General features: G+C 61.5%; 22 protein-coding genes. 20 read left to right on the forward strand and 2 right to left on the reverse strand.

What is annotated here, in order from left to right:
* Window positions 1-99: 99 nt before the first annotated feature.
* The 20 genes from gatA (at window position 100) to moaC (ending at window position 21,961) form a co-directional block, all read left to right on the forward strand.
* Entirely contained in the window at window positions 100-1,551 is a 1,452-nt protein-coding gene (gene gatA, locus QVF59_RS12265; RefSeq protein ID WP_287880233.1) for an Asp-tRNA(Asn)/Glu-tRNA(Gln) amidotransferase subunit GatA, read from the forward strand.
* A gap of 64 nt (window positions 1,552-1,615) precedes the next feature.
* Window positions 1,616-3,043 (forward strand): Asp-tRNA(Asn)/Glu-tRNA(Gln) amidotransferase subunit GatB, encoded by a 1,428-nt coding sequence (gene gatB / locus QVF59_RS12270; RefSeq protein WP_287880235.1) that lies wholly within the window; start codon window positions 1,616-1,618, stop codon window positions 3,041-3,043.
* A 382-nt stretch (window positions 3,044-3,425) separates the two neighbouring features.
* Entirely contained in the window at window positions 3,426-3,872 is a 447-nt protein-coding gene (mraZ, locus tag QVF59_RS12275) for a division/cell wall cluster transcriptional repressor MraZ (RefSeq protein WP_159880230.1), read from the forward strand.
* Window positions 3,869-4,831, forward strand: a complete 963-nt coding sequence (gene rsmH, locus QVF59_RS12280) for a 16S rRNA (cytosine(1402)-N(4))-methyltransferase RsmH (protein ID WP_287880237.1) — start codon at window positions 3,869-3,871, stop codon at window positions 4,829-4,831. Before mraZ ends, rsmH begins: the two co-directional genes overlap by 4 nt.
* Window positions 4,828-5,100: a cell division protein FtsL gene (gene ftsL / locus QVF59_RS12285; protein WP_159880226.1), complete on the forward strand. Its 273-nt coding sequence runs from the start codon at window positions 4,828-4,830 to the stop codon at window positions 5,098-5,100. Before rsmH ends, ftsL begins: the two co-directional genes overlap by 4 nt.
* On the forward strand, window positions 5,100-6,851 hold the full coding sequence (locus tag QVF59_RS12290) for a peptidoglycan D,D-transpeptidase FtsI family protein (protein ID WP_159880224.1): 1,752 nt from the start codon (window positions 5,100-5,102) through the stop codon (window positions 6,849-6,851). The genes ftsL and QVF59_RS12290 overlap by 1 nt, the downstream gene beginning before the upstream one ends.
* 11 nt (window positions 6,852-6,862) lie before the next feature.
* Window positions 6,863-8,341 (forward strand): UDP-N-acetylmuramoyl-L-alanyl-D-glutamate--2,6-diaminopimelate ligase, encoded by a 1,479-nt coding sequence (locus QVF59_RS12295; RefSeq protein ID WP_287880240.1) that lies wholly within the window; start codon window positions 6,863-6,865, stop codon window positions 8,339-8,341.
* Window positions 8,338-9,714, forward strand: coding sequence for a UDP-N-acetylmuramoyl-tripeptide--D-alanyl-D-alanine ligase (locus QVF59_RS12300; RefSeq protein WP_287880242.1), 1,377 nt, complete (start codon window positions 8,338-8,340; stop codon window positions 9,712-9,714). Before QVF59_RS12295 ends, QVF59_RS12300 begins: the two co-directional genes overlap by 4 nt.
* A 1-nt stretch (window position 9,715) precedes the next feature.
* Window positions 9,716-10,801, forward strand: coding sequence for a phospho-N-acetylmuramoyl-pentapeptide-transferase (mraY, locus tag QVF59_RS12305; protein ID WP_502866807.1), 1,086 nt, complete (start codon window positions 9,716-9,718; stop codon window positions 10,799-10,801).
* 12 nt (window positions 10,802-10,813) lie between these two features.
* The gene (gene murD / locus QVF59_RS12310; protein WP_287880244.1) at window positions 10,814-12,190 is read left to right on the forward strand and encodes a UDP-N-acetylmuramoyl-L-alanine--D-glutamate ligase; all 1,377 of its coding nucleotides are present in this window, start codon (window positions 10,814-10,816) and stop codon (window positions 12,188-12,190) included.
* Entirely contained in the window at window positions 12,187-13,344 is a 1,158-nt protein-coding gene (gene ftsW / locus QVF59_RS12315) for a putative lipid II flippase FtsW (protein ID WP_287880246.1), read from the forward strand. The genes murD and ftsW overlap by 4 nt, the downstream gene beginning before the upstream one ends.
* A gap of 119 nt (window positions 13,345-13,463) precedes the next feature.
* On the forward strand, window positions 13,464-14,552 hold the full coding sequence (gene murG, locus QVF59_RS12320; RefSeq protein ID WP_287880249.1) for an undecaprenyldiphospho-muramoylpentapeptide beta-N-acetylglucosaminyltransferase: 1,089 nt from the start codon (window positions 13,464-13,466) through the stop codon (window positions 14,550-14,552).
* A gap of 39 nt (window positions 14,553-14,591) precedes the next feature.
* Complete coding sequence (gene murC / locus QVF59_RS12325) at window positions 14,592-15,986, forward strand: UDP-N-acetylmuramate--L-alanine ligase (RefSeq protein ID WP_287880251.1); 1,395 nt, start codon at window positions 14,592-14,594, stop codon at window positions 15,984-15,986.
* A gap of 53 nt (window positions 15,987-16,039) precedes the next feature.
* Complete coding sequence (locus tag QVF59_RS12330) at window positions 16,040-16,951, forward strand: D-alanine--D-alanine ligase (protein WP_159880210.1); 912 nt, start codon at window positions 16,040-16,042, stop codon at window positions 16,949-16,951.
* Entirely contained in the window at window positions 16,941-17,666 is a 726-nt protein-coding gene (locus tag QVF59_RS12335) for a cell division protein FtsQ/DivIB (protein ID WP_159880208.1), read from the forward strand. Before QVF59_RS12330 ends, QVF59_RS12335 begins: the two co-directional genes overlap by 11 nt.
* 46 nt (window positions 17,667-17,712) lie before the next feature.
* Window positions 17,713-18,924, forward strand: a complete 1,212-nt coding sequence (gene ftsA / locus QVF59_RS12340) for a cell division protein FtsA (protein ID WP_231960293.1) — start codon at window positions 17,713-17,715, stop codon at window positions 18,922-18,924.
* A gap of 95 nt (window positions 18,925-19,019) precedes the next feature.
* Window positions 19,020-20,204, forward strand: coding sequence for a cell division protein FtsZ (gene ftsZ / locus QVF59_RS12345; RefSeq protein ID WP_287880254.1), 1,185 nt, complete (start codon window positions 19,020-19,022; stop codon window positions 20,202-20,204).
* 117 nt (window positions 20,205-20,321) lie between these two features.
* Window positions 20,322-21,233, forward strand: coding sequence for a UDP-3-O-acyl-N-acetylglucosamine deacetylase (lpxC, locus tag QVF59_RS12350; RefSeq protein ID WP_199103721.1), 912 nt, complete (start codon window positions 20,322-20,324; stop codon window positions 21,231-21,233).
* A 2-nt stretch (window positions 21,234-21,235) separates the two neighbouring features.
* Window positions 21,236-21,418, forward strand: a complete 183-nt coding sequence (locus tag QVF59_RS12355; RefSeq protein ID WP_287880255.1) for a hypothetical protein — start codon at window positions 21,236-21,238, stop codon at window positions 21,416-21,418.
* Window positions 21,419-21,481: 63 nt separating this feature from the next.
* The gene (moaC, locus tag QVF59_RS12360; RefSeq protein WP_287880257.1) at window positions 21,482-21,961 is read left to right on the forward strand and encodes a cyclic pyranopterin monophosphate synthase MoaC; all 480 of its coding nucleotides are present in this window, start codon (window positions 21,482-21,484) and stop codon (window positions 21,959-21,961) included.
* Window positions 21,962-22,051: 90 nt separating this feature from the next.
* Here moaC and QVF59_RS12365 read toward each other — a convergent pair whose 3' ends face one another.
* Complete coding sequence (locus QVF59_RS12365) at window positions 22,052-22,450, reverse strand: lysozyme inhibitor LprI family protein (protein WP_287880260.1); 399 nt, start codon at window positions 22,448-22,450, stop codon at window positions 22,052-22,054.
* 27 nt (window positions 22,451-22,477) lie between these two features.
* Window positions 22,478-23,392 (reverse strand): DMT family transporter, encoded by a 915-nt coding sequence (locus tag QVF59_RS12370; protein WP_287880261.1) that lies wholly within the window; start codon window positions 23,390-23,392, stop codon window positions 22,478-22,480.
* Window positions 23,393-23,507: the final 115 nt, after the last annotated feature.

Here is a 23,507-nt window from a genome sequence, read left to right on the forward strand (position 1 = left end):
TCCCGCTTGGGAATGGCTTTTTCCCGGACCTGTGCTGCCGGCCTGCCGTGACAGGCGCACCCGCTCATCGATCCCAGCTTAACCGGATATCAAGACAAAATGACGAACGCCACCCTCAAGCAACTGTCGCAACAACTGGCGGCGGGCGCGGTGTCGAGCGTGGAATTGGCCACGCACTACCTCGACCGCATCGAGGCGCTGAACCCGCAGCTGAACGCCTTCATCACCGTAGACCGCGCCCGCACCCTGGCGGATGCCGCAGCTGCCGATGCCGCCCGTGCGGCTGGCAATGCCGGCCTGCTCACCGGCGTGCCCATGGTGCACAAGGACATCTTCTGTCAGCAGGGCTGGAAAACCAGCTGCGGCTCGAAGATGCTGGACAACTTCATTTCACCCTACAGCGCCCATGTGGTGGAGCAATGCAATGCCGCCGGCCTGATCACGCTGGGACGCGCCAATATGGACGAATTCGCCATGGGCTCGTCCAATGAAAACAGCTACTACGGTGCCGTGAAAAACCCGTGGGACCTGAACGCCATTCCCGGCGGCTCGTCCGGTGGTTCCGCTGCTGCTGTCGCTGCGCGCCTCACCCCGGTGGCTACCGCCACCGATACCGGCGGCTCCATCCGCCAGCCGGCCAGCCACTGCGGCGTCACCGGCATCAAGCCCACTTATGGTGTGGTATCGCGTTACGGCATGGTGGCCTATGCCTCCTCGCTGGATCAGGGCGGCCCGATTGCCCAGACCGCCGAAGACTGCGCGCTGATGCTGAACGTGATGGCCGGTTTCGACGAGCGCGACTCCACCAGCCTGGAACGTGCCCGCGAAGACTACACCCGCGAGCTGAACCAGCCGCTGGCCGGTTTGCGCGTGGGTCTGCCGCGCGAGTACTTTGCCGAAGGTCTGGATGCCGACGTGGCCAAGGTGATTGAAGACGCGGTGGCCGAGCTGAAAAAGCAGGGCGCACAAGTGGTGGACATCAGCCTGCCCAACACCGAGCTGTCGATCCCGGCCTACTACGTGATTGCCCCGGCGGAGGCCTCCACCAACCTGTCGCGTTACGATGGCGTGCGTTACGGCCACCGTGCGGCAGAGTACAAAGACTTGGTGGACATGTATGAAAAGACCCGCGCCGAAGGTTTCGGTGCCGAGGTCAAGCGCCGCATTCTGGTGGGTAGCTATGTGCTGTCGCACGGCTATTACGATGCCTACTACCTGAAGGCACAAAAGATCCGCCGCCTGATCGCCAACGATTTCAAGGCCGCGTTCGAGCAGTGCGACGTGATCCTGGGGCCGGTGGCACCGACTGCCGCCTTCAATATCGGCGAGAAATCCGGTGATCCGGTGCAGATGTATCTGTCCGATATCTACACCCTGTCGGTCAACCTCGCCGGCCTGCCTGGCATGAGCGTGCCGGCCGGTTTCGATCGCCGTGGCCGCCCGGTGGGCCTGCAGATCATCGGCAATTATTTTGGCGAAGCAAAAATGCTGAATGTGGCGCACCAGTTCCAGTTGGCTACCGATTGGCACACCCGCGCTCCCGCCCTGTAATCAAGATCGTGCAGGGGCGTGCGCTGCGCACCCCTGACGACATAAGCAAAAGGATTTCTCCGCGATGAAATGGGAAGTCGTCATCGGTCTTGAGGTGCATGTGCAGCTCAACACCGCTACCAAGATTTTTTCCGGTACCAGCACCGCCTTTGGTGCCGAGCCCAACACCCAGGCCTCGGCCGTGGAACTGGCCTTTCCCGGTGTACTGCCGGTGCTGAACAAGGCCGTGGTGGAAAAAGCCATCCGCCTGGGCCTGGCACTGGGCTCCAAGATCAACCAGAAGAATGTATTTGCGCGCAAAAACTACTTCTACCCCGACCTGCCCAAGGGCTACCAGATCAGTCAGATGGAGCTGCCTATCGTCGAAGGCGGCGTGCTGCCGATTCTGGTGGGCGAGGAAGAAAAGTTGGTCAAGCTGACCCGTGCCCACATGGAGGAAGATGCTGGCAAATCGCTGCATGAAGACTTCAGCGGCATGACCGGCATCGACCTCAACCGTGCCGGCACCCCGCTGCTGGAAGTAGTCTCCGAGCCGGACATGCGCTCGCCGGAAGAGGCTGTGGCCTATGCCCGTGCCCTGCACAGTCTGGTGATGTGGCTGGGCATTTGCGACGGCAACATGCAGGAAGGCAGCTTCCGCGTGGATGCCAACGTGTCGGTGCGCCCGTTCGGCCAGCAGGAATTCGGCACTCGCCGCGAAATCAAGAACCTCAATTCCTTCCGCTTCCTCGAGCAGGCGATGAAGTACGAAATCCAGTGGCAGATCGACACCCTGGAAGATGGCGGCCGCGTGGAACAGGCAACTGTGCTGTTCGACCCGGACAGCGGCGAAACCCGCATGATGCGCAGCAAGGAAGACGCGCACGACTACCGCTACTTCCCCGATCCGGACTTGCTGCCGGTGCGCATCAGCGACGAGCAGATTGCCCGCATCCGCAGCGAAATGCCGGAACTGCCCAGCGCCATGAAGGCACGTTTTGTCGAAGCCTTCAGCGTGTCGGCCTACGATGCGGCCCTGCTGACCGGCAGCCGCGCCACGGCGGAATATTTCGAAGCAGTTGCCCAGGCCTCCGGTCAGGGCAAGCTGGCCGCCAACTGGGTGAATGGTGAAATCGCTGCCCGCCTGAACCGCGAAGGCAAGGATATTGCCGACTGCCCGATTTCCGCCGAACGGCTGACCGGCCTGATCCTGCGCATTGCCGACAACACCCTGTCCAGCAAGCTGGCCAAGCAGGTGTTCGACGCCTTGTGGGATAGCGAATTGTCTGCCGATGCCATCATCGAGCGCGATGGCCTGAAGCAGGTGTCCGACGTGGGTGCCATCGAAAAGATGGTGGAAGAAGCCATTGCCGCCAACCCCAAGGCGGTGGAGGAATTCCGCGCCGGCAAGGAAAAGGCGCTGAACGCCTTGGCCGGTCAGGTGATGAAAGCCTCCAAGGGCAAGGCCAATCCGGCTCAGGTGCAGGACATCCTGAAGCAGAAACTGGCTTGATGGCCCGCTGAAACGCTGTCCCGGACAGTGAAGGCACGAACGGCATGCTGCGGCATGCCGTTCTGTTTTTGCATGCTCAGGCTTGCATTGCCGCCACGGCGCTGTGTAGTGACTGATCTTCAATGTGCATGTCATTAAAAATCATTGTGTTGCCTTCCTGCACCATTCCAGTTCATAGCTCACTTTGATAGCCGTTATTAACCCACTGATTTGACACGGAAAGCACATTTTCACCCTGCCGCTAAGTCATTGTCGCAAAAGGTGAATTAGCGCCGAGTGATGTTGACCATGTTGAAGTTCTTTCTTATAGTGGCGGAAAGTGGGGTGAAGTGGGTAAAAGTGGGGCGACGGCCCCTCAACTTTCAGCGGTGGTGTCCAGGTCATGATTGGTGGAGTCAGCATTGTCTCTCTTGATAGCAAGGGTCGTTTGGCCATTCCGGCCAAGCACCGTGAGACACTGCTGTCCGCGTTTGGCCACAAGCTGGTTGTCACTCTCGAATCCCCCGACCATCTGCTGATTTATCCCGAACCCAACTGGCGTCCGGTCGAAGCCCGCCTTCTCGCCCTTCCCACCGGCAATCCCACGCTGAAACGCTACCAGCGCCTCGTGCTTGGCCACGCAGAAACGCTGGAAATGGACAGTGCCGGACGCATCCTGCTGCCTTCCCGCCTGCGCGAACTGGTCGGTCTCGACAAGGACGTGTCCCTGGTGGGCATGGGCAACCGCTTCGAGCTGTGGAATGCCGAGGAATGGGACAGCCAGACCACGGAAGCACTGGCTATCGACCAAGCCGATCTGGCACAACATCTTGGAGATTTTACGCTGTGAGTCCCACCCCGTACGTGCACCGCACGGTTCTGCTTGCCGAGGCTGTCGCCGCGCTCGCCATCAAGCCCGATGGCGTGTATGTCGACTGCACCTTCGGTCGAGGTGGCCATAGCCGGTTGATCCTGTCGCAACTGGGGCCGCAAGGTCGTCTGATTGCTTTTGACAAGGATCCGGAAGCCATTGCCGAGGCCGACAGGCTGGCGGTGGAAGATGCACGCTTCACCATTGTCCACAACGGTTTCGAGACCCTGGGTCAGGAACTGGCCCGCCTGGGTGTGGCCACGGTGAATGGTGTACTGATGGATCTGGGCGTGTCCTCACCCCAGATCGACGATGGCCGTCGCGGTTTCAGTTTCCGCTTCGACGCGCCGCTGGACATGCGCATGGACACCACGCGCGGCATTACTGCCGCCCAGTGGCTGGCCAGTGCGGAAGAAGACGAAATCAAAGAGGTCATCAAGACTTATGGTGAAGAGCGGTTTGCTCGCAAGATCGCAGCAGCCATTGTTGCGCAACGGGAGCTCGCTCCCATCCAGACCACGCGTGAGCTCGCCTTGCTCGTTGGGAAAAACGTCCGTACTCGGGAACCGGGTCAGGACCCAGCCACGCGTACCTTCCAGGCGATCCGGATCTTTGTGAATCGCGAGCTGGACGAGCTGAAAGCGGTATTGCCGCAAGCGGCCCGACATCTGGCGGAGGGTGGCCGGCTGGCCATCATCAGCTTTCACTCGCTGGAAGACCGTATCGTCAAACAGTACCTGCGCGATGCCAGCAGTGTGGAAAAGCTGCCTGCCTGGGTGATGGTGCGTGCCGAAGACATGGCCAGGCCACCGCTGGAGACCGTGGGCAAGCCGGTGCGCGCCAGCGAGGAAGAGGTGCGTGAAAACGCCCGTTCGCGCAGCGCCATCATGCGTATCGCCGAACGTACCGCCGCACCGTGGCGGGAGGGGGATGCATGAACCGCCTGTGCGCGATCCTTCTGGTGCTCGTCGTGGTGTCCGCCTGGTCGGTGGTCACCTCGCAGCACGTATCGCGCAGGCTTTACAGCGACCTGCAGAAAGAGCAGAAGTCCGCCCAGCAGCTGGAAGTCGAGTACGGCCAGCTGCAACTGGAGCAAAGTACCTGGGGGGCGCATGCGGTGATTGAAAAGGCCGCCGGCAGCCGTTTGGGGATGCACACGCCGGACCCGCGCCAGATCCAGGTGATTTCACCGCGAGGAGGTGCCTGATGCGCACCAGCTATTCAGCCCACCAGCGTGAACGTATCGCCGACGCCAGCCCTGCCCTGAAAATGACGGCAGGGCGTGTGCGTTTTGTGCTGTTGATGCTGGGCCTGCTGTTTCTGGCTTTGATTGGTCGGGCCATTTATCTGCAAGTGGTGCAGCAGGACTTCCTGCAAGGCCAGGGCGAGGCGCGTTTCCGCCGCGCCATGACGCTGGAAGCTAACCGCGGTGTGATTACTGATCGTAACGGCGAACCGCTGGCCATCAGCTCGCCGGTACAAACCATCTGGGCCAGCCCGGCCGACATGGAGCCGGTGCCGCCGGCCAAGTTGCGCGAGCTGGGCCAGTTGCTGGATCTCGGCCCGGAAGAACTGGCCGCCAAGCTGTCCGACCGCAAGAAAGAATTTGTCTATATCAAGCGCCAGATCAGCCCGGAACTGGCAGACAAAGTGATGGCACTGGGCATTCCCGGCATTGCCAAGCAGCAGGAATACCGCCGCTTTTATCCGGCTGGCGAAATCATCTCCCACATCATCGGTTTCACCGGGGTGGATGGCAAAGGCCAGGAAGGGGTGGAGCTGGCGCGCGAAAAAATGCTGGCCGGCAAGGATGGCCGTCGCGTGGTGATCAAGGATCGTCGTGGCCACATCATCGAGGATGTCGCCGCCATTGAACCGCCCAAGGACGGACAGACCCTGGCCCTGGCGGTGGATCACCGCATCCAGTATCTGGCTTACCGCGAAATCAAGGCGGCAGTGGAAGAAAACAAGGCCAAGGCCGGCAGTGTGGTGGTGCTGGATGCCAAGAGCGGCGAACTGCTGGCGCTGGCCAACTTCCCCTCGTTCAACCCCAATAACCGGGTAGGCACCACACCGGAAATGCTGCGCAACCGCGCGGTGATCGACCTGTTCGAGCCGGGTTCCACCATGAAGCCGCTGTCGATTTCGCTGGCACTGGAACATGGCAAGACCACGGTCAACTCTGTGCTGGATACCCACACCTACATGATTGGCCCGGCCACCATCCGCGACGTGTCGCCGCAGCCCAGCCTGAACATTCTGGGCATCATTCAGAAGTCGTCCAACGTTGGTACCAGCAAGCTGGCGCTGTTGAGCAGCCCGCAGGATTTCTGGACCTACTATGATGCGCTGGGTTTTGGCCGCGCCCCCAATACCGGCTTCCCCGGCGAGGCCGCCGGACGCCTGCGTGACTGGAAAAACTGGCGGCCTATCGAGCAGGCCACCATGTCCTTTGGCTATGGCGTATCGGTCAGCCTGCTCCAGATGGCGCGGGCTTACACCATTTTTACCAATGATGGCGTGATGCTGCCCATCTCTCTGTACAAAACCAGCAATCCGATGCCAGGCAAGCGGGTGCTGAGCGAAAAAACCGCGCATGAAATGCACGACTTGCTGGTGGCCAATAGCGAACCGGGCGGTGGCGCAGTTGGTGGCCGCATCATCGGTTACAGCATTGGTGGCAAGAGCGGTACGGCGCGCAAGCTGGAAGGCCGCACCTATGTGGCCAACAAGCACCGCGCCCTGTTCATGGGCTTTGCCCCGGGCAAGAACCCGAAACTGATCGTGGCCGTGATGATTGACGAACCCACGGCTGGCAAATACTACGGCGGTGCCATTTCCGCACCGGTGTTTTCCCAGGTGGCTGGCGGCGCGCTGCGCGTGCTGAATGTGCAGCCGGACGAGCCGTCCAACAACAGCTTGCTGCCGGATTCCACGCCGGTCCCTGCGGATTTTTGAAGAAACAGAATATGAAAAGTCGCCTGACAAGCTTGCCGGACTGGGATCCGGCACAACTGAACCAGCTGGGCTTCCCCATCAAACGGGTGGAAGCGGACAGCCGCCGTGTATTGCCCGGCGATGTCTTCCTGGCCTGCCATGGTGAATATGCCGATGGCCGCGACTTTATCCCTGCCGCGCTGGAAAAGGGAGCCGCCGCGGTCTTGTGGGATGCCGCCGACGGTTTTTGCTGGAATCCCGACTGGCAGCTGCCCAACCTCCCTGTCCCGGCGCTGCGTGAGCGTGCCGGCATGGTGGCAGCGCATGTCTACGGCCAGCCCAGTCAGGCGATGACCGTAATCGGCATTACCGGCACCAATGGCAAGACTTCCATCTCGCACTGGCTGGCGCAGGCGTTTTCGCTGCTGGGCCAGAAAGCCGCGCTGATCGGCACCGTGGGCAATGGTTTTTATGGCGAACTGACCCAAACCACGCACACCACGCCAGACCCGGTGACCGTACAGCAAAAGCTGGCCGAATACCGTCGTCAGGGTGCGCATGTGGTCACCATGGAAGTATCCAGCCACGGTCTGGACCAGTCGCGGGTGAACGGCGTGAGCTTTGCCACCGCGGTATTCACCAACCTGACCCGCGATCATCTGGATTACCACGGCAGCATGGAAGCCTACGGCGCGGCCAAGGCCAAGCTGTTCCACTGGGAAGGCCTCAAGCACGCGGTCATCAATGTGGACGACCCGTTTGGCCGTCAGCTGGTGCAGGACATCGATGCCAGCCAGACCCGGGTGGTGAGCTACGGCCTGAGCCAGGGCGATGTGCGCCCGCTCAGCCTGACGGCAAATCTGGATGGCCTGCAATTGCGGGTTGCCACGCCGTGGGGCGAAGTGGATGTGCGCACCGGTCTGGTAGGGCGGTTCAATGCCAGCAATCTTCTGGCCTGTCTGGCCACCTTGTGCGTCAACGGCATCAGCCTGACTGATGCTGCAGCCGTGATGGCGCGCATCCAGCCGGCGCGTGGCCGCATGCAAAGCATTGGTGGCAGCCACGAACCGCTGGTGGTGATTGACTACGCCCATACCCCGGATGCGCTGGAAAAGGCACTGGCCACGCTGGCCGACATCCGTCCGGCAGGCAGCAAGCTGTATTGCGTATTCGGTTGCGGTGGCGACCGCGATCCGGGCAAGCGCCCGATGATGGGCGAAATCGCCGAGCGCATCGCCGATGTGGCGGTGGTGACCAGCGACAATCCGCGTACCGAAAACCCGCAAACCATCATCGACCACATTCTGGCCGGCATGAGCCATCCCGGCCATGTTGAAGCCGACCGTGCTGCCGCCATCCATTGGGCGGTCGCCCAGGCACAGGCCGGCGATATCGTGCTGATTGCCGGCAAGGGTCACGAGGAATACCAGGATATCGCCGGTGTGAAGCACCCGTTTTCCGACTTCCGCATTGCCGAAGAAGCGCTGACGGCCTGGGGAGACCAGGCATGATGACCTTGCAGCAGGCCGCGCAATGGGCAGTTGGCACCCTGTCGGGCGCAGACGGGCAAGTCCGTCTGACCCGCGTGGTGACTGACAGCCGTGCGGTGCAGCCGGGCGATTTGTTTGTCGCGCTCAAGGGCGAGCGTTTTGATGCACACGACTTTGTGGCCGATGTGCTGGCCCGCGGTGCCGCCGCTGCGCTGGTGGCCGAGGATTTTGCGCTGGACAACGCCAGTCTGATTAGGGTGGACGATACCCGGCTGGCGCTGGGCCGTCTGGCTGCTGGCTGGGCTGGCGCACTGCCCGCGCTGCGCGTGGGCATTACCGGCTCCAACGGCAAGACCACGGTCAAGGAAATGCTCACCGCCATTCTCAAGGCCCATGCCGGAGCGCAGGCGGTGCACGCTACCGCCGGTAATTTCAACAACGACATCGGCCTGCCGCTGACCTTGCTGGGGCTGACTGCCGCCCACCGCTATGCGGTGCTGGAAATGGGCATGAACCACCACGGCGAGCTGACTTATCTGAGCAAGATGGCACGGCCGCAAGTGGCACTGGTCAACAACGCCATGCGTGCCCACCTGGGCTATTTTGCCGATACCGCCGACATCGCCCGTGCCAAGGCGGAAATCTTCTCCGGCCTGCCAGCGGACGGCGTGGCCATCGTCAATGCCGATGACGCCAATATCGCGCTGTTCCGTACAGCCGCCGGTGCGCACCGCATCTGCAGCTTCGGCCTGCAGCAGCCGGCGGACATCAGCGCGCGTGACATCAGCCTGCAGGCACTGGGCAGCCGTTTTACCTTGTGCAGCCCGCAAGGCGAGCAGGCCATCAGCCTGCCGGCACCGGGCGAACACAATGTGCGCAATGCGCTGGCCGCTGCGGCCATGGCGCTGGCGTTGGAGGTGCCGCTGGCAGCCATCGCTGCCGGTCTAGCGGTGTTCGGCAATGCCAAGGGCCGTCTGCAACAGAAAACCGGTCGTCACGGCGGTGTGGTGATTGACGACAGCTACAACGCCAATCCGGATTCGATGAAAGCCGGTATCGACGTGCTGGCCGGCTTGCCGGCACCGCATTGCTTTGTGATGGGTGATATCGGCGAACTGGGAGATACCGCGCCGCAACTGCACCGCGAGGTGGGCGAGCATGCCCGCCAGCGCGGTATTGCGCAGTTGGTGACGCTGGGCGAACTCAGCCGTCACGCTGCCGCCGCCTTTGGTGACGGCGCACACAGTTTTGATGATTTCGCGGCGCTGGCCAACTGGCTGGACGCCAATTTGCAAGCGGGAGCTGCCGTGCTGGTGAAAGGCTCGCGCTTCATGCGTATGGAACGGGTGGTGGAACACCTGACGACCGCAAAACAACAAGAAGAGGGAGTGTAAGGTGCTGCTCTGGCTAGCCGATCTGCTGGGTTCTCATATCCGGACTTTCAACGTTGTCTACTACGTTACCCTGCGTGCGGTGATGGCTGCGCTTACTTCGCTGACCATCTCGCTGCTGATGGGGCCGTGGGTCATCCGCAAACTGACCGAGCTGAAAGTTGGCCAGGCCGTGCGCAACGACGGTCCGCAAAGCCATCTGGTCAAGGCCGGTACCCCGACCATGGGTGGTTCGCTGATCATGCTGTCCATCACCATCACCACCCTGCTGTGGGCGGATCTGTCCAATAAATACGTCTGGCTGCTGCTGGCGGTGATGCTGGGAACCGGCGCGCTGGGCTTTTACGACGACTGGCGCAAGGTGGTGTACAAGGACCCGAAAGGCGTGTCGGCCAAATTCAAGATGGTATGGCAATCCACCATCGCCATTGCGGCGGGTATTTTCCTGATTGCCACCGCCAAGCTGCCGGCCTCCACCGAGTTCATCGTGCCCTTCTTCAAGACCGTGGCCTATCCGCTGGGCGTGGTGGGGTTCTGCGTGCTGACCTATCTGGTGATTGTCGGCACCTCCAATGCGGTCAACCTGACCGACGGTCTGGACGGCCTGGCGGCGCTGCCGGTGGTGATGGTGGCTTCCGGCCTGTCCATCTTCGCTTACGTGGCTGGCCACGTGGTGTTTTCCCGCTATCTGGGCCTGCCCTTCATTCCCGGCGCACATGAGGTGGTGGTGTTCTGTGCCGCCATCTGCGGGGCCTGCCTGGGCTTTTTGTGGTTCAACGCCTATCCGGCGCAGGTGTTCATGGGCGATGTCGGCGCACTGGCGCTGGGCGCGGCACTGGGCACCGTGGCGGTGATCGTGCGTCAGGAAATCGTGCTGTTCATCATGGGCGGTCTGTTCGTGATGGAAGCACTGTCGGTGATGATCCAGGTGGCTTCGTTCAAGCTCACCGGCAAGCGCGTGTTCCGCATGGCACCGCTGCATCACCACTACGAATTGAAGGGCTGGAAGGAAACCCAGGTGGTGGTGCGCTTCTGGATTGTCACCATGATGCTGGTGCTGGCCGGCCTGGCTTCGTTGAAATTGCGTTAAGGACAAGGGCTCATGAACTTTGCTGATCGACACATCGCGGTAGTGGGGCTGGGAGGCTCGGGGCTGGCTGCCGCGCGCTATCTGGCTGCCCACAGCGCACGCGTGGTGGTGGCCGACAGCAAGCCCGCGCCCGAGCGCGTGGCCGAACTGCAGCGCCATGTGCCGGATGCCGAACTGCGCGTTGGTGCGTTTGATGCCAGCACCTTTGCCGGCATCGACATGCTGGTGCTCAGCCCTGGCGTACCGCTGAAGAACCCGGCTGTGGATGCTTTCCGTCGCGCCGGTGGCGAAGTGGTGGGCGATGTGGAACTGCTGGCCCGCGCCATCAAGGGCAATGGCAGCAAGGTGATTGCCATTACCGGTTCCAATGGCAAGACCACCGTCACCAGCCTGGTTGGCCATCTGTGCCAACAGGCCGGGCTGGATACCATCGTGGCCGGCAATATCGGCTTGGCGGTACTGGAAGCCCTGCTGGAACGCGAACAGTCCGGCAAGCAGCCGGACGTGTGGGTGCTGGAGTTGTCCAGCTTCCAGCTGGAAACCACGTACAGCCTCGCCGCCGATGCCGCCACCGTGCTGAATATTTCCGAAGACCATCTGGATCGCTACAACGACCTGCTGGACTACGCCCACGCCAAGACCGCCGTGTTCAATGGCCTGGGGGTGCAGGTGCTGAACCGCGACGACATTCTGGCTCCGGCCATGGTGCGCCCCGGCCATGTGGTCAAATGGTTCTCGCTCAAGCAGCCGGTGGAATACAGCCTCACCCAGCAGGATGGCCAGTACTGGCTCAGCGCACAGGGCGAGACCGTGCTGTCGCAGGGCAAGCTGCAATTGCAAGGCCTGCACAATGCCGCCAACGCACTGGCCGCGCTGGCCTTGTGCGACAGCATCGGGCTGGAGCGTGCCGCTCTGCTGCAAGGCCTGCAAAGCTTCCAGGGTTTGGCGCACCGCGTGGAGCTGGTGGACGAATTTGACGGCATCGCCTGGATTGACGATTCCAAGGGCACCAATGTCGGCGCTACCGAGGCCGCCCTCAACGGCATGACCCGCAAGGTGGTGCTGATTGCCGGTGGCGATGGCAAGGGTCAGGATTTCAGCCCGCTGGCCCCGGCTTGCCAGCGCATTGCCCGCGCCGTGTTGCTGATTGGCCGTGACGCCGCTCGCATCCGCGCCGCACTGGCAGGCAGCGGCGTTGCGCTGCAGGATTGCGCCACGCTGGAAGAAGCCACCCGCGCTGCAGCTGAACTGGCCCAGCCGGGTGATGTGGTGCTGCTGTCGCCCGCCTGCGCCAGCCTGGACATGTTCCGCAACTACGCCCATCGCGCCCAGGTGTTTATCGACACCGTGGCACAGATCAAGGCCGCATCCGGAAAGGGGCAGCCATGATCGTGCACTCGGCGCGTCGCTACACTGCCATCAAACCGTTTGACGAGGCATTGGCCTGGGCCCTGGCCCTGCTGCTGTCCATCAGCCTGGTGATGGTGTACTCGGCGTCGATTGCCTATGCCGAGGCCGATGTGGCCACGCAAAACCGCTATTTCTACCTGATCCGCCACATCATTTTCATGGTGATCGGCCTCACCGCGTCCTACGTGATGTTCCAGGTGCCTACCCGCATCTGGCAGAAGTACGCCGGCAAATTGTTCCTGCTGGGCATCGTGCTGCTGGTGCTGGTGCTGATTCCCGGCATTGGCCGGGTGGTGAACGGTTCGCGCCGCTGGATCAACCTGTTTGTGCTCAACCTGCAGCCGTCGGAAATCATGAAGTTCGCCACGGTGATTTACGCCGCCGATTACACCGTGCGCAAAACCCACAAGCTGCACAGCCTGAAAGAAGGCTTTGCGCCGATGTTTGCCGCCATGGTGATGGTGGCCTTCCTGTTGCTGCGCGAGCCGGACTTCGGCGCGCTGATGGTGGTGATGTCGATTGCCATGGGCGTGCTGTTCCTCGGCGGCATCAATATGCGGATTTTTTCCGGGTTGGCGGTAATGGCCGCCGTGGCCATCGTGCTGCTGATCATCTCCTCGCCATACCGGCTCAAGCGGGTGCTGGGCTTCATGGACCCGTGGGACGACCCCTATGGCAAGGGCTACCAGCTGTCGCATTCGCTGATCGCCATTGGCCGTGGCGAGTGGTATGGCGTGGGGCTGGGTTCCAGTATCGAAAAACTGTTCTATCTGCCCGAGGCCCATACCGACTTCATCATGGCGGTGATTTCGGAAGAATTCGGCTTTGTTGGTATCTGCGTGGTGATCGGCCTGTATGCCTGGATTGTGCGGCGTGCGTTTCACATCGGCGTGGAGTCGAAAAAACTGGAGCGCTTTTTCCAGGCATTGGTAGCGCAGGGGCTGGGCATCTGGCTGGGTATTCAGGTGTTTTTCAACATCGGCGTGAACATGGGCCTGTTGCCCACCAAGGGCCTGACCCTGCCGCTGATGTCGTTTGGTGGTTCGGCCATGTTGATGAACCTCATCGCCATGGCCGTGCTGCTGCGGGTGGATTATGAAAACCGCCGCATCATGCGTGGCTACAAAGTGTAGCCGCGCAGGACAAGCGCCGACAGGCGCGTAAGGGCGCAAGCCCGGTGGTGGCGGTTTCTGCGAGGCCGCAGGACGAAGCTAAAACAGCGCATCATGCGCGGTTACAAGGTTTGATGAAGATGACGAACAGAACGGTCATGGTAATGGCAGCTGGTACGGGTGGACACATCGTCCCCGGCCTTGCCGTGGCCAAAGCGCTGCAGGCGCGCGGCTGGAAAGTGGTGTGGCTGGGTACCGAGCGCGGCATGGAAAACAAGCTGGTACCACCCACCGGCATTCCGCTGGAGCGGCTGGCGTTTCATGGCGTGCGCGGCAAGGGCTTGCTGGGCTCGCTCAAGGGCGTGCTGCAGCTGTGCGGCGCTTTTGTACGCTCGGCACAACTGCTGCTGCGTCATCGACCGGATGTGGTATTGGGCATGGGTGGCTATGTCTGCCTGCCGGGTGGTGTGATGAGCGGCCTGCTGTGGAAACCGCTGGTGCTGGTGAATGCCGATGCCAGCCTGCTGTTGAGCAATAAGGCCTTGCTGCCGTTTGCCCGCAAGCTGGTGTGCGGTTTTGACGGCAGCGCTGCCCAGAGCGGGGCCAAGGCGCTGGTGACCGGTAACCCGGTACGCCAGGAAATCGAAGCCCTGCCGGCACCGGCACAGCGCATGGCCGGTCGTAGCGGCCCGCTGCGCGTGCTGGTGGTGGGTGGCAGCCTGGGCGCGCGGGTGCTTAACCAGACCCTGCCGCAGGCGCTGGCACTGCTGCCGCAGGAAAAACGCCCGCAGCTGACCCACCAGACCGGTGAGGCCAACTTTGCCGAGGTGCAGGCGTCTTACCGTGCCGCCGGGCTGGAACAGGATGTGACGCTGTTGCCGTTTATCGATGACATGCCCAGCCGCCTGGCCGACTGCGACCTGATCATCTGCCGCGCCGGTGCCATTACGGTAAGCGAGCTGTGCGCGGCAGGCGTGGCCAGCATTCTGGTGCCGCTGGTGGTGTCCACCACCGCGCACCAGCGCGACAACGCCAAGTGGATGGCAGCAGCAGGCGCGGCGATTCACTTGCCGCAGCAGGAAATGACAGCACAAAAGCTGGCAGACGTTTTGTCCGGACTGAATCGGGAAGGTCTGCTGGAACTTGCCAGTCAGGCACGCGCATTGGCCAGACCGGGGGCAGCCGCCCGGGTGGCCGATGTGTGTGAAGGACTGGCAGACGAACAGTAATACGGCAGCCACAAGCGGCCAGAAGCAACGAGAAAGAACATGAAACACAGGGTCAAACACATTCACTTCGTCGGCATCGGTGGTGTCGGCATGTGCGGCATCGCCGAGGTTCTGCTGAACCTGGGCTACACCGTGTCCGGTTCGGACATGGCCGATGGTGCCGCCACCCAGCGCCTGGCAAGCCAGGGTGCACGCGTGTTCTTTGGCCATGATGCAACCTATATGGAAGGTGCCGATGTGGTGGTGACTTCCACCGCAGTGAAGGCGGACAACCCGGAAGTTCTGCGCGCCCGTGAGCGTCGCATTCCGGTGATTCCGCGCGCCATGATGCTGGCCGAGCTGATGCGCTTCAAGCAGGGCATTGCCATTGCCGGCACCCACGGCAAAACCACCACCACCAGCCTGACGGCATCGGTGCTGGCAGCTGCCGGGCTGGACCCGACTTTCGTGATCGGCGGCAAGCTGACCGCGGCTGGCACCAATGCCAAGCTGGGTTCCGGCGAGTTCCTGGTGGCCGAGGCCGATGAGTCGGACGCGTCTTTCCTGCACCTTACCCCGGTGATGGCCGTGGTCACCAATATCGACGCCGACCACATGGATACCTACGACCACAGCTTCGACAAGCTCAAACAGGCTTTTGTCGACTTCCTGCACCGGCTGCCGTTCTATGGCCGTGCCGTGCTGTGCGTGGACGACCCGAACGTGCGCGAAATCCGCAGCCGCATCACCAAGCCGGTTACCACTTACGGTCTGGACGATTCGGCCGACATCTATGCCGAAAACGTGGTGGCCGCCGGTGGCCAGATGCAGTTTGACGTGGTGATCAACAACGGCAGCCAGCAGCGTTTCCCGGTGCTGCTCAACCTGCCGGGCCGTCACAACGTGTTGAATGCCTTGTCGGCCATCGCCATTGGTCTGGAATGCGGTGCCGATATTCCATCCATCCAGCGCGGTCTGGCCGAGTTTGCCGGTGTGGGCCGTCGCTTCCAGCGTTATGGCGAGGTGGCCTTGCCGGATGGTGGCAGCTTCACCCTGGTGGACGATTACGGCCACCACCCGGTGGAGATGGCCGCCACGCTGTCCGCGGTACGTGGTGCCTTCCCGGACAAGCGGCTGGTGCTGGCTTTCCAGCCGCACCGCTACAGCCGCACCCGTGATTTGTTTGAAGACTTCGTCAAGGTATTGAACGGGGTGGACGCGCTGCTGCTATCCGAAGTGTATGCCGCCGGCGAAGCCCCCATCGTGGCCGCCGATGGCCGTGCACTGGCCCGTGCCGTGCGCGTGTCGGGCAAGGTGGAACCGCTGTTTGTCGAACAGATTGCCGACATGCCGCGCACCATCATGGACATCGCCCGCGATGGCGATGTGGTGATCACCATGGGTGCCGGCTCGATTGGCGCGGTGCCGGGCAAGCTGGTGGCCGGCAAGCTGTAAGCGACAGGCGAATTTTGGCGGGAGGGGACAGACCCTCCCAGTAAGGAAGAGAAATGAAGCAGTACGGCAAAGTGGCAGTGATGATGGGTGGCAGCTCCGCCGAGCGTGAAATCTCGCTGATGAGCGGCAACGGCGTATTGAACGCCCTGCGCTCGCGCGGTGTGGACGCCCATGCCTTCGACCCGGCGGAAAAGCCGCTGGCTGCGCTGAAGGAAGAAGGCTTCGAGCGCGTGTTCATTATCCTGCACGGCCCATTTGGCGAAGACGGCACCCTGCAGGGCGCGCTGGAAACGCTGGGCATTCCGTATACCGGCTGTGGCGTGATGGCATCGGCCATCTGTATGGACAAATGGCGCACCAAGCTGCTGTGGCGTGGTGCCGGCTTGCCGATTCCCGACTTCGAACTGCTGGACGAAAACAGCGACTTTGCCGCCGTGGAAGCCCGTCTGGGCCTGCCGCTGTTCGTGAAGCCGGCGACCGAGGGCTCCAGCATTGGCGTCACCAAGGTAAAGCAGCCGGGCGAACTGCAAGCCGCATTTGAAGAAGCGCGCAAGTACGACCCGCTGGTGCTGGCCGAGCGCTTTGTCGGTGGTGGCGAATACACCTGTGCCGTGATTGATGGCCAGGCCTATCCCACCATCAAGATCGAACCGGCCACCGAGTATTACGACTATCAGGCCAAGTATTTCCGTGACGACACCGTATACCGCTGCCCGTCCGGCCTGAGTGCAGAAGTAGAGCAACGCGCCCGCGCACTGTGCCTGCAAGCCTTCCAGGTACTGGGTGGCCAGGGGTGGGGCCGGGTGGATTTCCTGATGGATGAAGCTGGCGGGATTTACCTGCTGGAAGTGAACACCAATCCGGGCATGACCAGTCACAGCCTGGTGCCGATGGCCGCACGTGCCCAGGGCATCAGCTATGAGGACCTGTGCCTGAACGTGCTGGATATGGTGCATGTGGGATAACCATCAGCTGCTGAAAGGCCTGGCCAATTTCCTGCTGGGCGCCTCGCTGCTGATGTTGCTGTACGCAGGTGGATTCTGGGTGACACATGCACCGGTTTTTCCGGTGAAGAAAATCCAGATCCAGGGACAGATGAAAAGAGTGACGCCGGAACAGTTGCGCTTCATTGCCGAGCACGAACTGACCGGAACCTTCTTCACGCTGGACATCGACAAGACGCGGGCAGCATTCGGCAAGCTGCCATGGGTGCGGGACGCCCAGGTGCGGCGGCGCTGGCCGGATGCACTGGAAATTGCAGTGGAAGAACACGTGGCGCTGGCGCGCTGGGGCGAAAACGGGCTGGTGGACAGCCACGGTGACCGCTTCGATGCCGCCAGCGACCAGCAACTGCCGGTGTTTTACGGCCCGGCAGGGGCAGAAAAAGACATGACAGCCATGCTGGCGCGTTTGCGTCAGGGCCTGAAGCCGACGGGGCTGGCCCCCAAGGACATCTGGCTGTCGCCACGTCGGGCCTGGCAGGTAGGGCTGGACAACGACATCAAGCTGGATCTGGGTCGTGGCGACGTGGAATTGCGGGTGGAGCGATTCGCCCTGTACTGGAAAGACAAGCTGGCAGCGCTGCCTTACCACATTGATTACGTGGACATGCGCTACCCCAATGGATTTGCTGTGCGGATGCCTGATTACAAGGCCCCGCCGGCACAAGTGAAAAAGTAATACCTAGCTGGAGCGACAGGTGAGCAAACCTAAGGAAAGCAAGAACATGCTGGTCGGCCTGGACATCGGAACGTCCAAGATCGTGGCGATTGTCGCGGAGGTCCTGGATGACGGCCAGCTCAACATCATCGGCATGGGCCAGACCCCGTCACGTGGTCTGAAGCGCGGCATGGTGGTGAATATCGAATCCACCGTGCAAGCCATCCAGCGTGCACTGGAGGAGGCCGAACTGATGGCCGACTGCAAGATTCACGAGGTGTTTGCCGGCATTGCCGGTTCGCACATCAAGAGCATCAACTCGCACGGCATGGTGGCCATCAAGGACCGCGAAGTCACCCAGATGGACATCGACCGTGTGATTGAAACCGCCCGCGCCGTCACCATCCCGCCGGACCACCAGGTGCTGCACATCCTCACCCAGGAATACAGCATCGACGGCCAGGAAGGTGTACGCGAGCCGCTGGGCATGAGCGGCGTACGACTGGAAGCCAAGGTACACATCGTCAGCGGTGCGGTGTCTGCTGCGCAAAACGTCACCAAATGCGTGCGTCGTTGCGGGCTGGAAGTGTCCGACCTGGTGCTGCAACCGATGGCCTCGGCCATTGCCGTGCTGTCGGAAGACGAAAAAGACCTGGGCGTGTGCCTGATCGACATCGGTGGCGGTACTACCGACATCGCGGTGTATGCCAATGGTGCCATCCGCCATACCGCGGTGATTCCGATTGCCGGTGACCAGATCACCAACGACATCGCCATGGCGCTGCGTACCCCCACCAAGGAAGCGGAAGACATCAAGATCCAGCACGCAGTGGCGCTGGTCACCATGGCCGATCCGGGCCAGATGATCGAAGTACCGGGCGTGGGCGAACGCGGGCCGCGCCAGATGTCGCGCGCCACCCTGGCAGAAGTGGTGGAGCCGCGGGTGGAAGAACTGTTCCAGCTGGTACAGCAGGAACTGCGTCGTAGTGGCTTCGAGGACCTGCTGTCCTCCGGCATCGTGCTGACCGGTGGTGCCAGCCTGATGCCGGGCATGGTGGAACTGGCAGAAGAAGTGTTCCACATGCCGGTGCGCGTGGGCGTGCCCAAGTATGTAGGCGGCCTGGCCGAGGTGGTGAAGACGCCACGTTTCTCGACCGGTGTCGGCCTGTTGTTGTACGGCAAGGACCAGATCCAGACCCATAGCGGACCCAAAGTGGAAAGCGCGGGTGTGGGCCAGCTGTTTGGCCGCATGAAGGCTTGGTTCGCCGGTAATTTCTAAGCAACGGCGGCCGGGTGGCCGCTGCTGTGATTTTTGTTTTTCGGGCAGCAGTAAATAGTGGAATGCAAGCTCATCTTAAACTTGAGGAGAGGCAAATGAGCGGAATGGTTTTTGAAGTAATGCAAGAGACCGCCAACGCGGCTGTGATCAAAGTAATTGGTGTAGGTGGCGGCGGTTGCAATGCCATCGACAACATGATCAGCAGCCATGTCCATGGTGTTGAATTCATCTGCGCCAATACCGATGCGCAATCCCTGCAGCGCAACAAGTCGCCGCAGAAGCTGCAACTGGGCAACAACCTGACCCGTGGTCTGGGTGCCGGTGCCAACCCGGAAGTAGGCCGCAGCGCCGCACTGGAAGACCGCGAACGCATAGCCGACGCCCTGCGTGGTGCCAATATGGTATTCGTGACTGCCGGTATGGGTGGTGGTACCGGTACCGGTGCCGCCCCGGTGGTGGCTGAAGTGGCCAAGGAACTGGGCATCCTCACCGTAGGCGTGGTCACCCGCCCGTTCGAACACGAAGGCAAGCGCCTGAAAGTGGCACAAAACGGGATCGAGGACCTGAAAAAGCATGTCGATTCGCTGATCGTCATCCCCAACGAAAAGCTGATGGAAGTGCTGGGTGACGACGTGACCATGCGCGAAGCCTTCCGTGCTGCCGACGACGTGCTTAAGGGTGCGGTAGCCGGTATCGCCGAAGTGATTACCTGCCCCGGCCTGATCAACGTCGACTTTGCCGACGTACGCACCGTGATGGGTGAAATGGGCCTGGCGATGATGGGTTCCGCCTACGCCTCCGGTATCGACCGTGCCCGCGTGGCCGCCGAGCAAGCCGTGGCCAGCCCGCTGCTGGACAACATCACCCTGGAAGGCGCACGTGGCGTGCTGGTGAACATCTCCACCGCACCGGGTTGCCTGAAGATGAGCGAATACCGCGAAATCATGGGCATCATCCGTCAGTACGCCGACGAAGATGCACAGATCAAGTTCGGTACCGCCGAAGTGGAAGAAATGCCGGAAGACACCATCCGTGTCACCCTGATTGCCACCGGCCTGGGCCAGCAAAAGCCGGTACGCGAAGAGCGTCCGGAATACATCAAGATCGTCAAGACCGGCACCGACGACCGTGCGGTTGAAGTCATCAACTACGACGATTTCGATACCCCGGCCATCATGCGTCAGGGCCGTCGCCGTGCTGCGCCATCCACCGACTTCTCCAACCCGGAAGTCAGCGACAGCTATGATATTCCGGCCTTCCTGCGCAAGCAGGCCGATTGAAAAGGACACGCTTGGTAAAATAGTTAAAAACTATTTATCTGTGACAAGCAATCAATAAAGCATGGCCACGGCCTGTGCTAGAATCGGGTTTTCCCGATTGCCTGAGAGCTTCACATGATATTCCAGCGCACGCTAAAACAAGCGATCAGCGCCACAGGTGTCGGCTTGCATTCTGGCGAGCGGGTGAAACTCACCCTGCTGCCGGCAGCGCCCGACACCGGCATCGTCTTTCGCCGAACCGACTTGCCCGAGCCGGTGGATGTGAAAGTCGAGCCTGCGCTCGTCAACGACACGCGCCTCTCCTCCACGCTGGTGACAGACACCGGCGTGCGTGTCGGCACGATCGAGCATTTGATGTCAGCCTTTGCCGGCTTTGGCATCGACAACCTTGTGGTCGAGGTGACGGCGGCGGAAATCCCCATCATGGATGGCTCCGCCGCCCCCTTCATTTACCTGCTGCAAAGCGCTGGAGTGGTCGAGCAGTCCGTGCCCAAACGCTTCATCCGGGTGAAACAGCCGGTGGAAATTGTTGAAGGCGACAAATGGGTCCGGCTGGACCCGATGGACGGTTTCAAGATCACCCTGTCCATCGAATTCAATCACCCGGCTTTCAATCTGGCACCGCAAAAAGTCGAAATCGACTTTGCCAGCAGCTCTTATCTGGATGAAATCAGCCGCGCCCGCACCTTCGGTTTCATGCACGAAGTGGAATACATGCGCCAGCATGGCCTGGGACTGGGTGGTAGCCTGGATAACGCCATCGTGATTGATGACGAGTACGTGCTGAATCCGGAAGGCCTGCGCTTCCCCGACGAATTCGTACGCCACAAGATTCTGGATGCCATCGGCGACCTCTACATTGTCGGCCACCCGCTGATTGCCGCCTTCTCCGGCCACAAATCCGGCCATGCGATGAACAACAAGCTGCTGCGCAAACTGCTGGAAACTCCGGATGCCTGGGAATACGCCAGCTTTGTCGACCCGCTGGATGCCCCGTCCAGCTTCCATCGCCTGCCCGAGGCGGTGTAAGCATGCTCTTGTGGTGGCGGCTGTGGGCGATTGTCATCATCCTGGCGTTTGGCTGGTCAGCCATCAGTTATGCACTCACCCGCAACCCGCGCTACCTGGCGCTCAGTCTGCGGCTATGCAAATGGACCGGCGCACTGGGGCTGCTGCTCTCCCTCTTCTGGCTGATTGCCAGGTTGCTGCGCTAGCGGCACACTGCCAGCCATCTTTATCTGACGGCAGCCCACGGTTGCTGCTTGCGGGAGGTTTTCATGTCCGGATTAACCCATTTCGATGCCAGCGGCCAGGCCCATATGGTGGATGTTGGCGACAAGCAGATCACCCGTCGCCGTGCGGTGGCGCAGGGCAGTATCCGCATGCTGCCTGCCACCCTGGCCCTAATCCGCGATGGCAATCATAAAAAGGGCGACGTGCTGGGCATTGCCCGCATCGCCGCCATCATGGCGTCCAAACGCACTGCCGACCTGATTCCGCTCTGTCACCCCATCGCGCTCACCCGCGTGGCCGTTGAATTTGAGCTGGACGAAGCCAGCAGCAGCGTCAGCATTACCGTGACCGCCGAATGCAGCGGCCAGACCGGCGTGGAAATGGAAGCGCTCACCGCCGCCAGCGTCGGCCTGCTCACCATCTACGACATGTGCAAGGCCGTGGACCGTGGCATGGTGATATCTGCCGTGCAGTTGCAGGAAAAAGAGGGTGGCAAGAGCGGGCACTGGAAAGCCGGGGCCTGAGTCGCCGGTCAGGGTGGGCAGGCAATTGCAGCCAGCTGCTCATGCAAAGTATCCCCTATGTTCAGACAGAGCAGTTTGCCTCCTGCCGCTTTATTGCAGTGAAGGGCAGTCCAGATCACCCTCCTTGCATTGCATCAGTTTTTGCAGCTCCTTGATGCGGTTCTCCGTCTTGCCGGTCAGGCACTGTAACCAGATGGTGGGGAAAATGCTGCCGCCGCTGACCTGAGCGGTTTCAAAGCGGCAAGCGGCATCCCGGTAGCCTATCCAGGCACGCTGGGCAACAGTCAGCCGTTGCTGGTCGTCGGCAGCCAGGCGCTGGCGGTACTGTTTGTAGAGGCTGTTCAGCTGCTTATCCGCCAGATCATGCGCCTTGGCCGCGCAGACATTCATGTCCGTCTGCGTCATGGCATTCTGGCAGCTGTCGCTGGCAGCCAGCGCCATGTTGCTGCACAGTCCTGCCATTAGCAGGACACTCAGACCGTATTTCATTGATGCTCCCTCCCGTTTCGCCCGGTTCTAGTCATGCAGCTCGGTCAGTTGCACCTGCTCTGGCCGTGCTTCGCGGCTGATCAACACCACGGCGGACAATATCAGTGCACCGCCCAGCGCCTGGCTCCAGCCCAGCGGTTCACCCAGTAGCAGCCAGGCCAGTACGATGGTGACCACCGGTTCGGCCGTGGAAATCAACGAGGCCTGGGTGGCCCCGGTTTTGGCCAGCCCGGACAGGAACAGCGCCAGTGCGGCCACCGTGCCAAGACAGGCAATGCCCAATACCGACAGCCAGCCATGCAGGCTGGCCGGGCCATGAAAACCGGTACTGGCCAGATACACCCCGTAGCAGCTGGCGGCGGAAAACACCACCACACAGGCTGAGGTCAGCGGATTGCAATCCGCTGCATAACGGCTACCGGCCAGGATGTACAGCGAATAGATGATGGCCGATCCCAGCCCCAGCAGCAGGCCTAGTGGCTGCGCGCTTAGCTCCAGCCCGATGGTGATGGCCAAACCGCCAATGGCCAGCGCCAGTGCCAGCATGCGCCGGGTGCTGAAATGCTCTTCCAGCAGCAGGGTGGACAGCACCAGCACGATGGCGGGAAACAGGTAGAGCAGCAGGGCGATGGTGCCGGCGCTGGCATAGTGCAGGCCGGAAAAATAGCAGGCGGCCATGCCGGCATAGCCCAGGCTGCCCATGCCCATCAGCACTAGCAGCGCGCGCCCGCGTGGCCACGGCAGCTTTTTCCACAGCACCCAGGGCAGCAACAATACGCCGGCAAGGAAAAAGCGCAGAAACAGCAGGCTGGGCGTGGACACGCCGTCGGCATAGGCAAAGCGCGCCAGGATGGCCATGCTGCCAAAGCCGATGGCGGAAAGCAGGATCTTGAACTGTGCCAGCGCCAGGGCGCTGCGCGGGGAGGGGGCAGGTGAAGACACAATACGGCCAGATGGGGGAAAGCCTTATTGATACCGCAATTTCACTTGCTTGTCATGGCGAATGCACCGGGCTGGTGCAAGCTCGGGCGATGTCAGGCCAAGTCAGCCCGGCATC

Origin of the sequence: Aquitalea sp., from assembly GCF_030150775.1 — a bacterium.
Lineage (GTDB): Bacteria > Pseudomonadota > Gammaproteobacteria > Burkholderiales > Chromobacteriaceae > Aquitalea > Aquitalea denitrificans.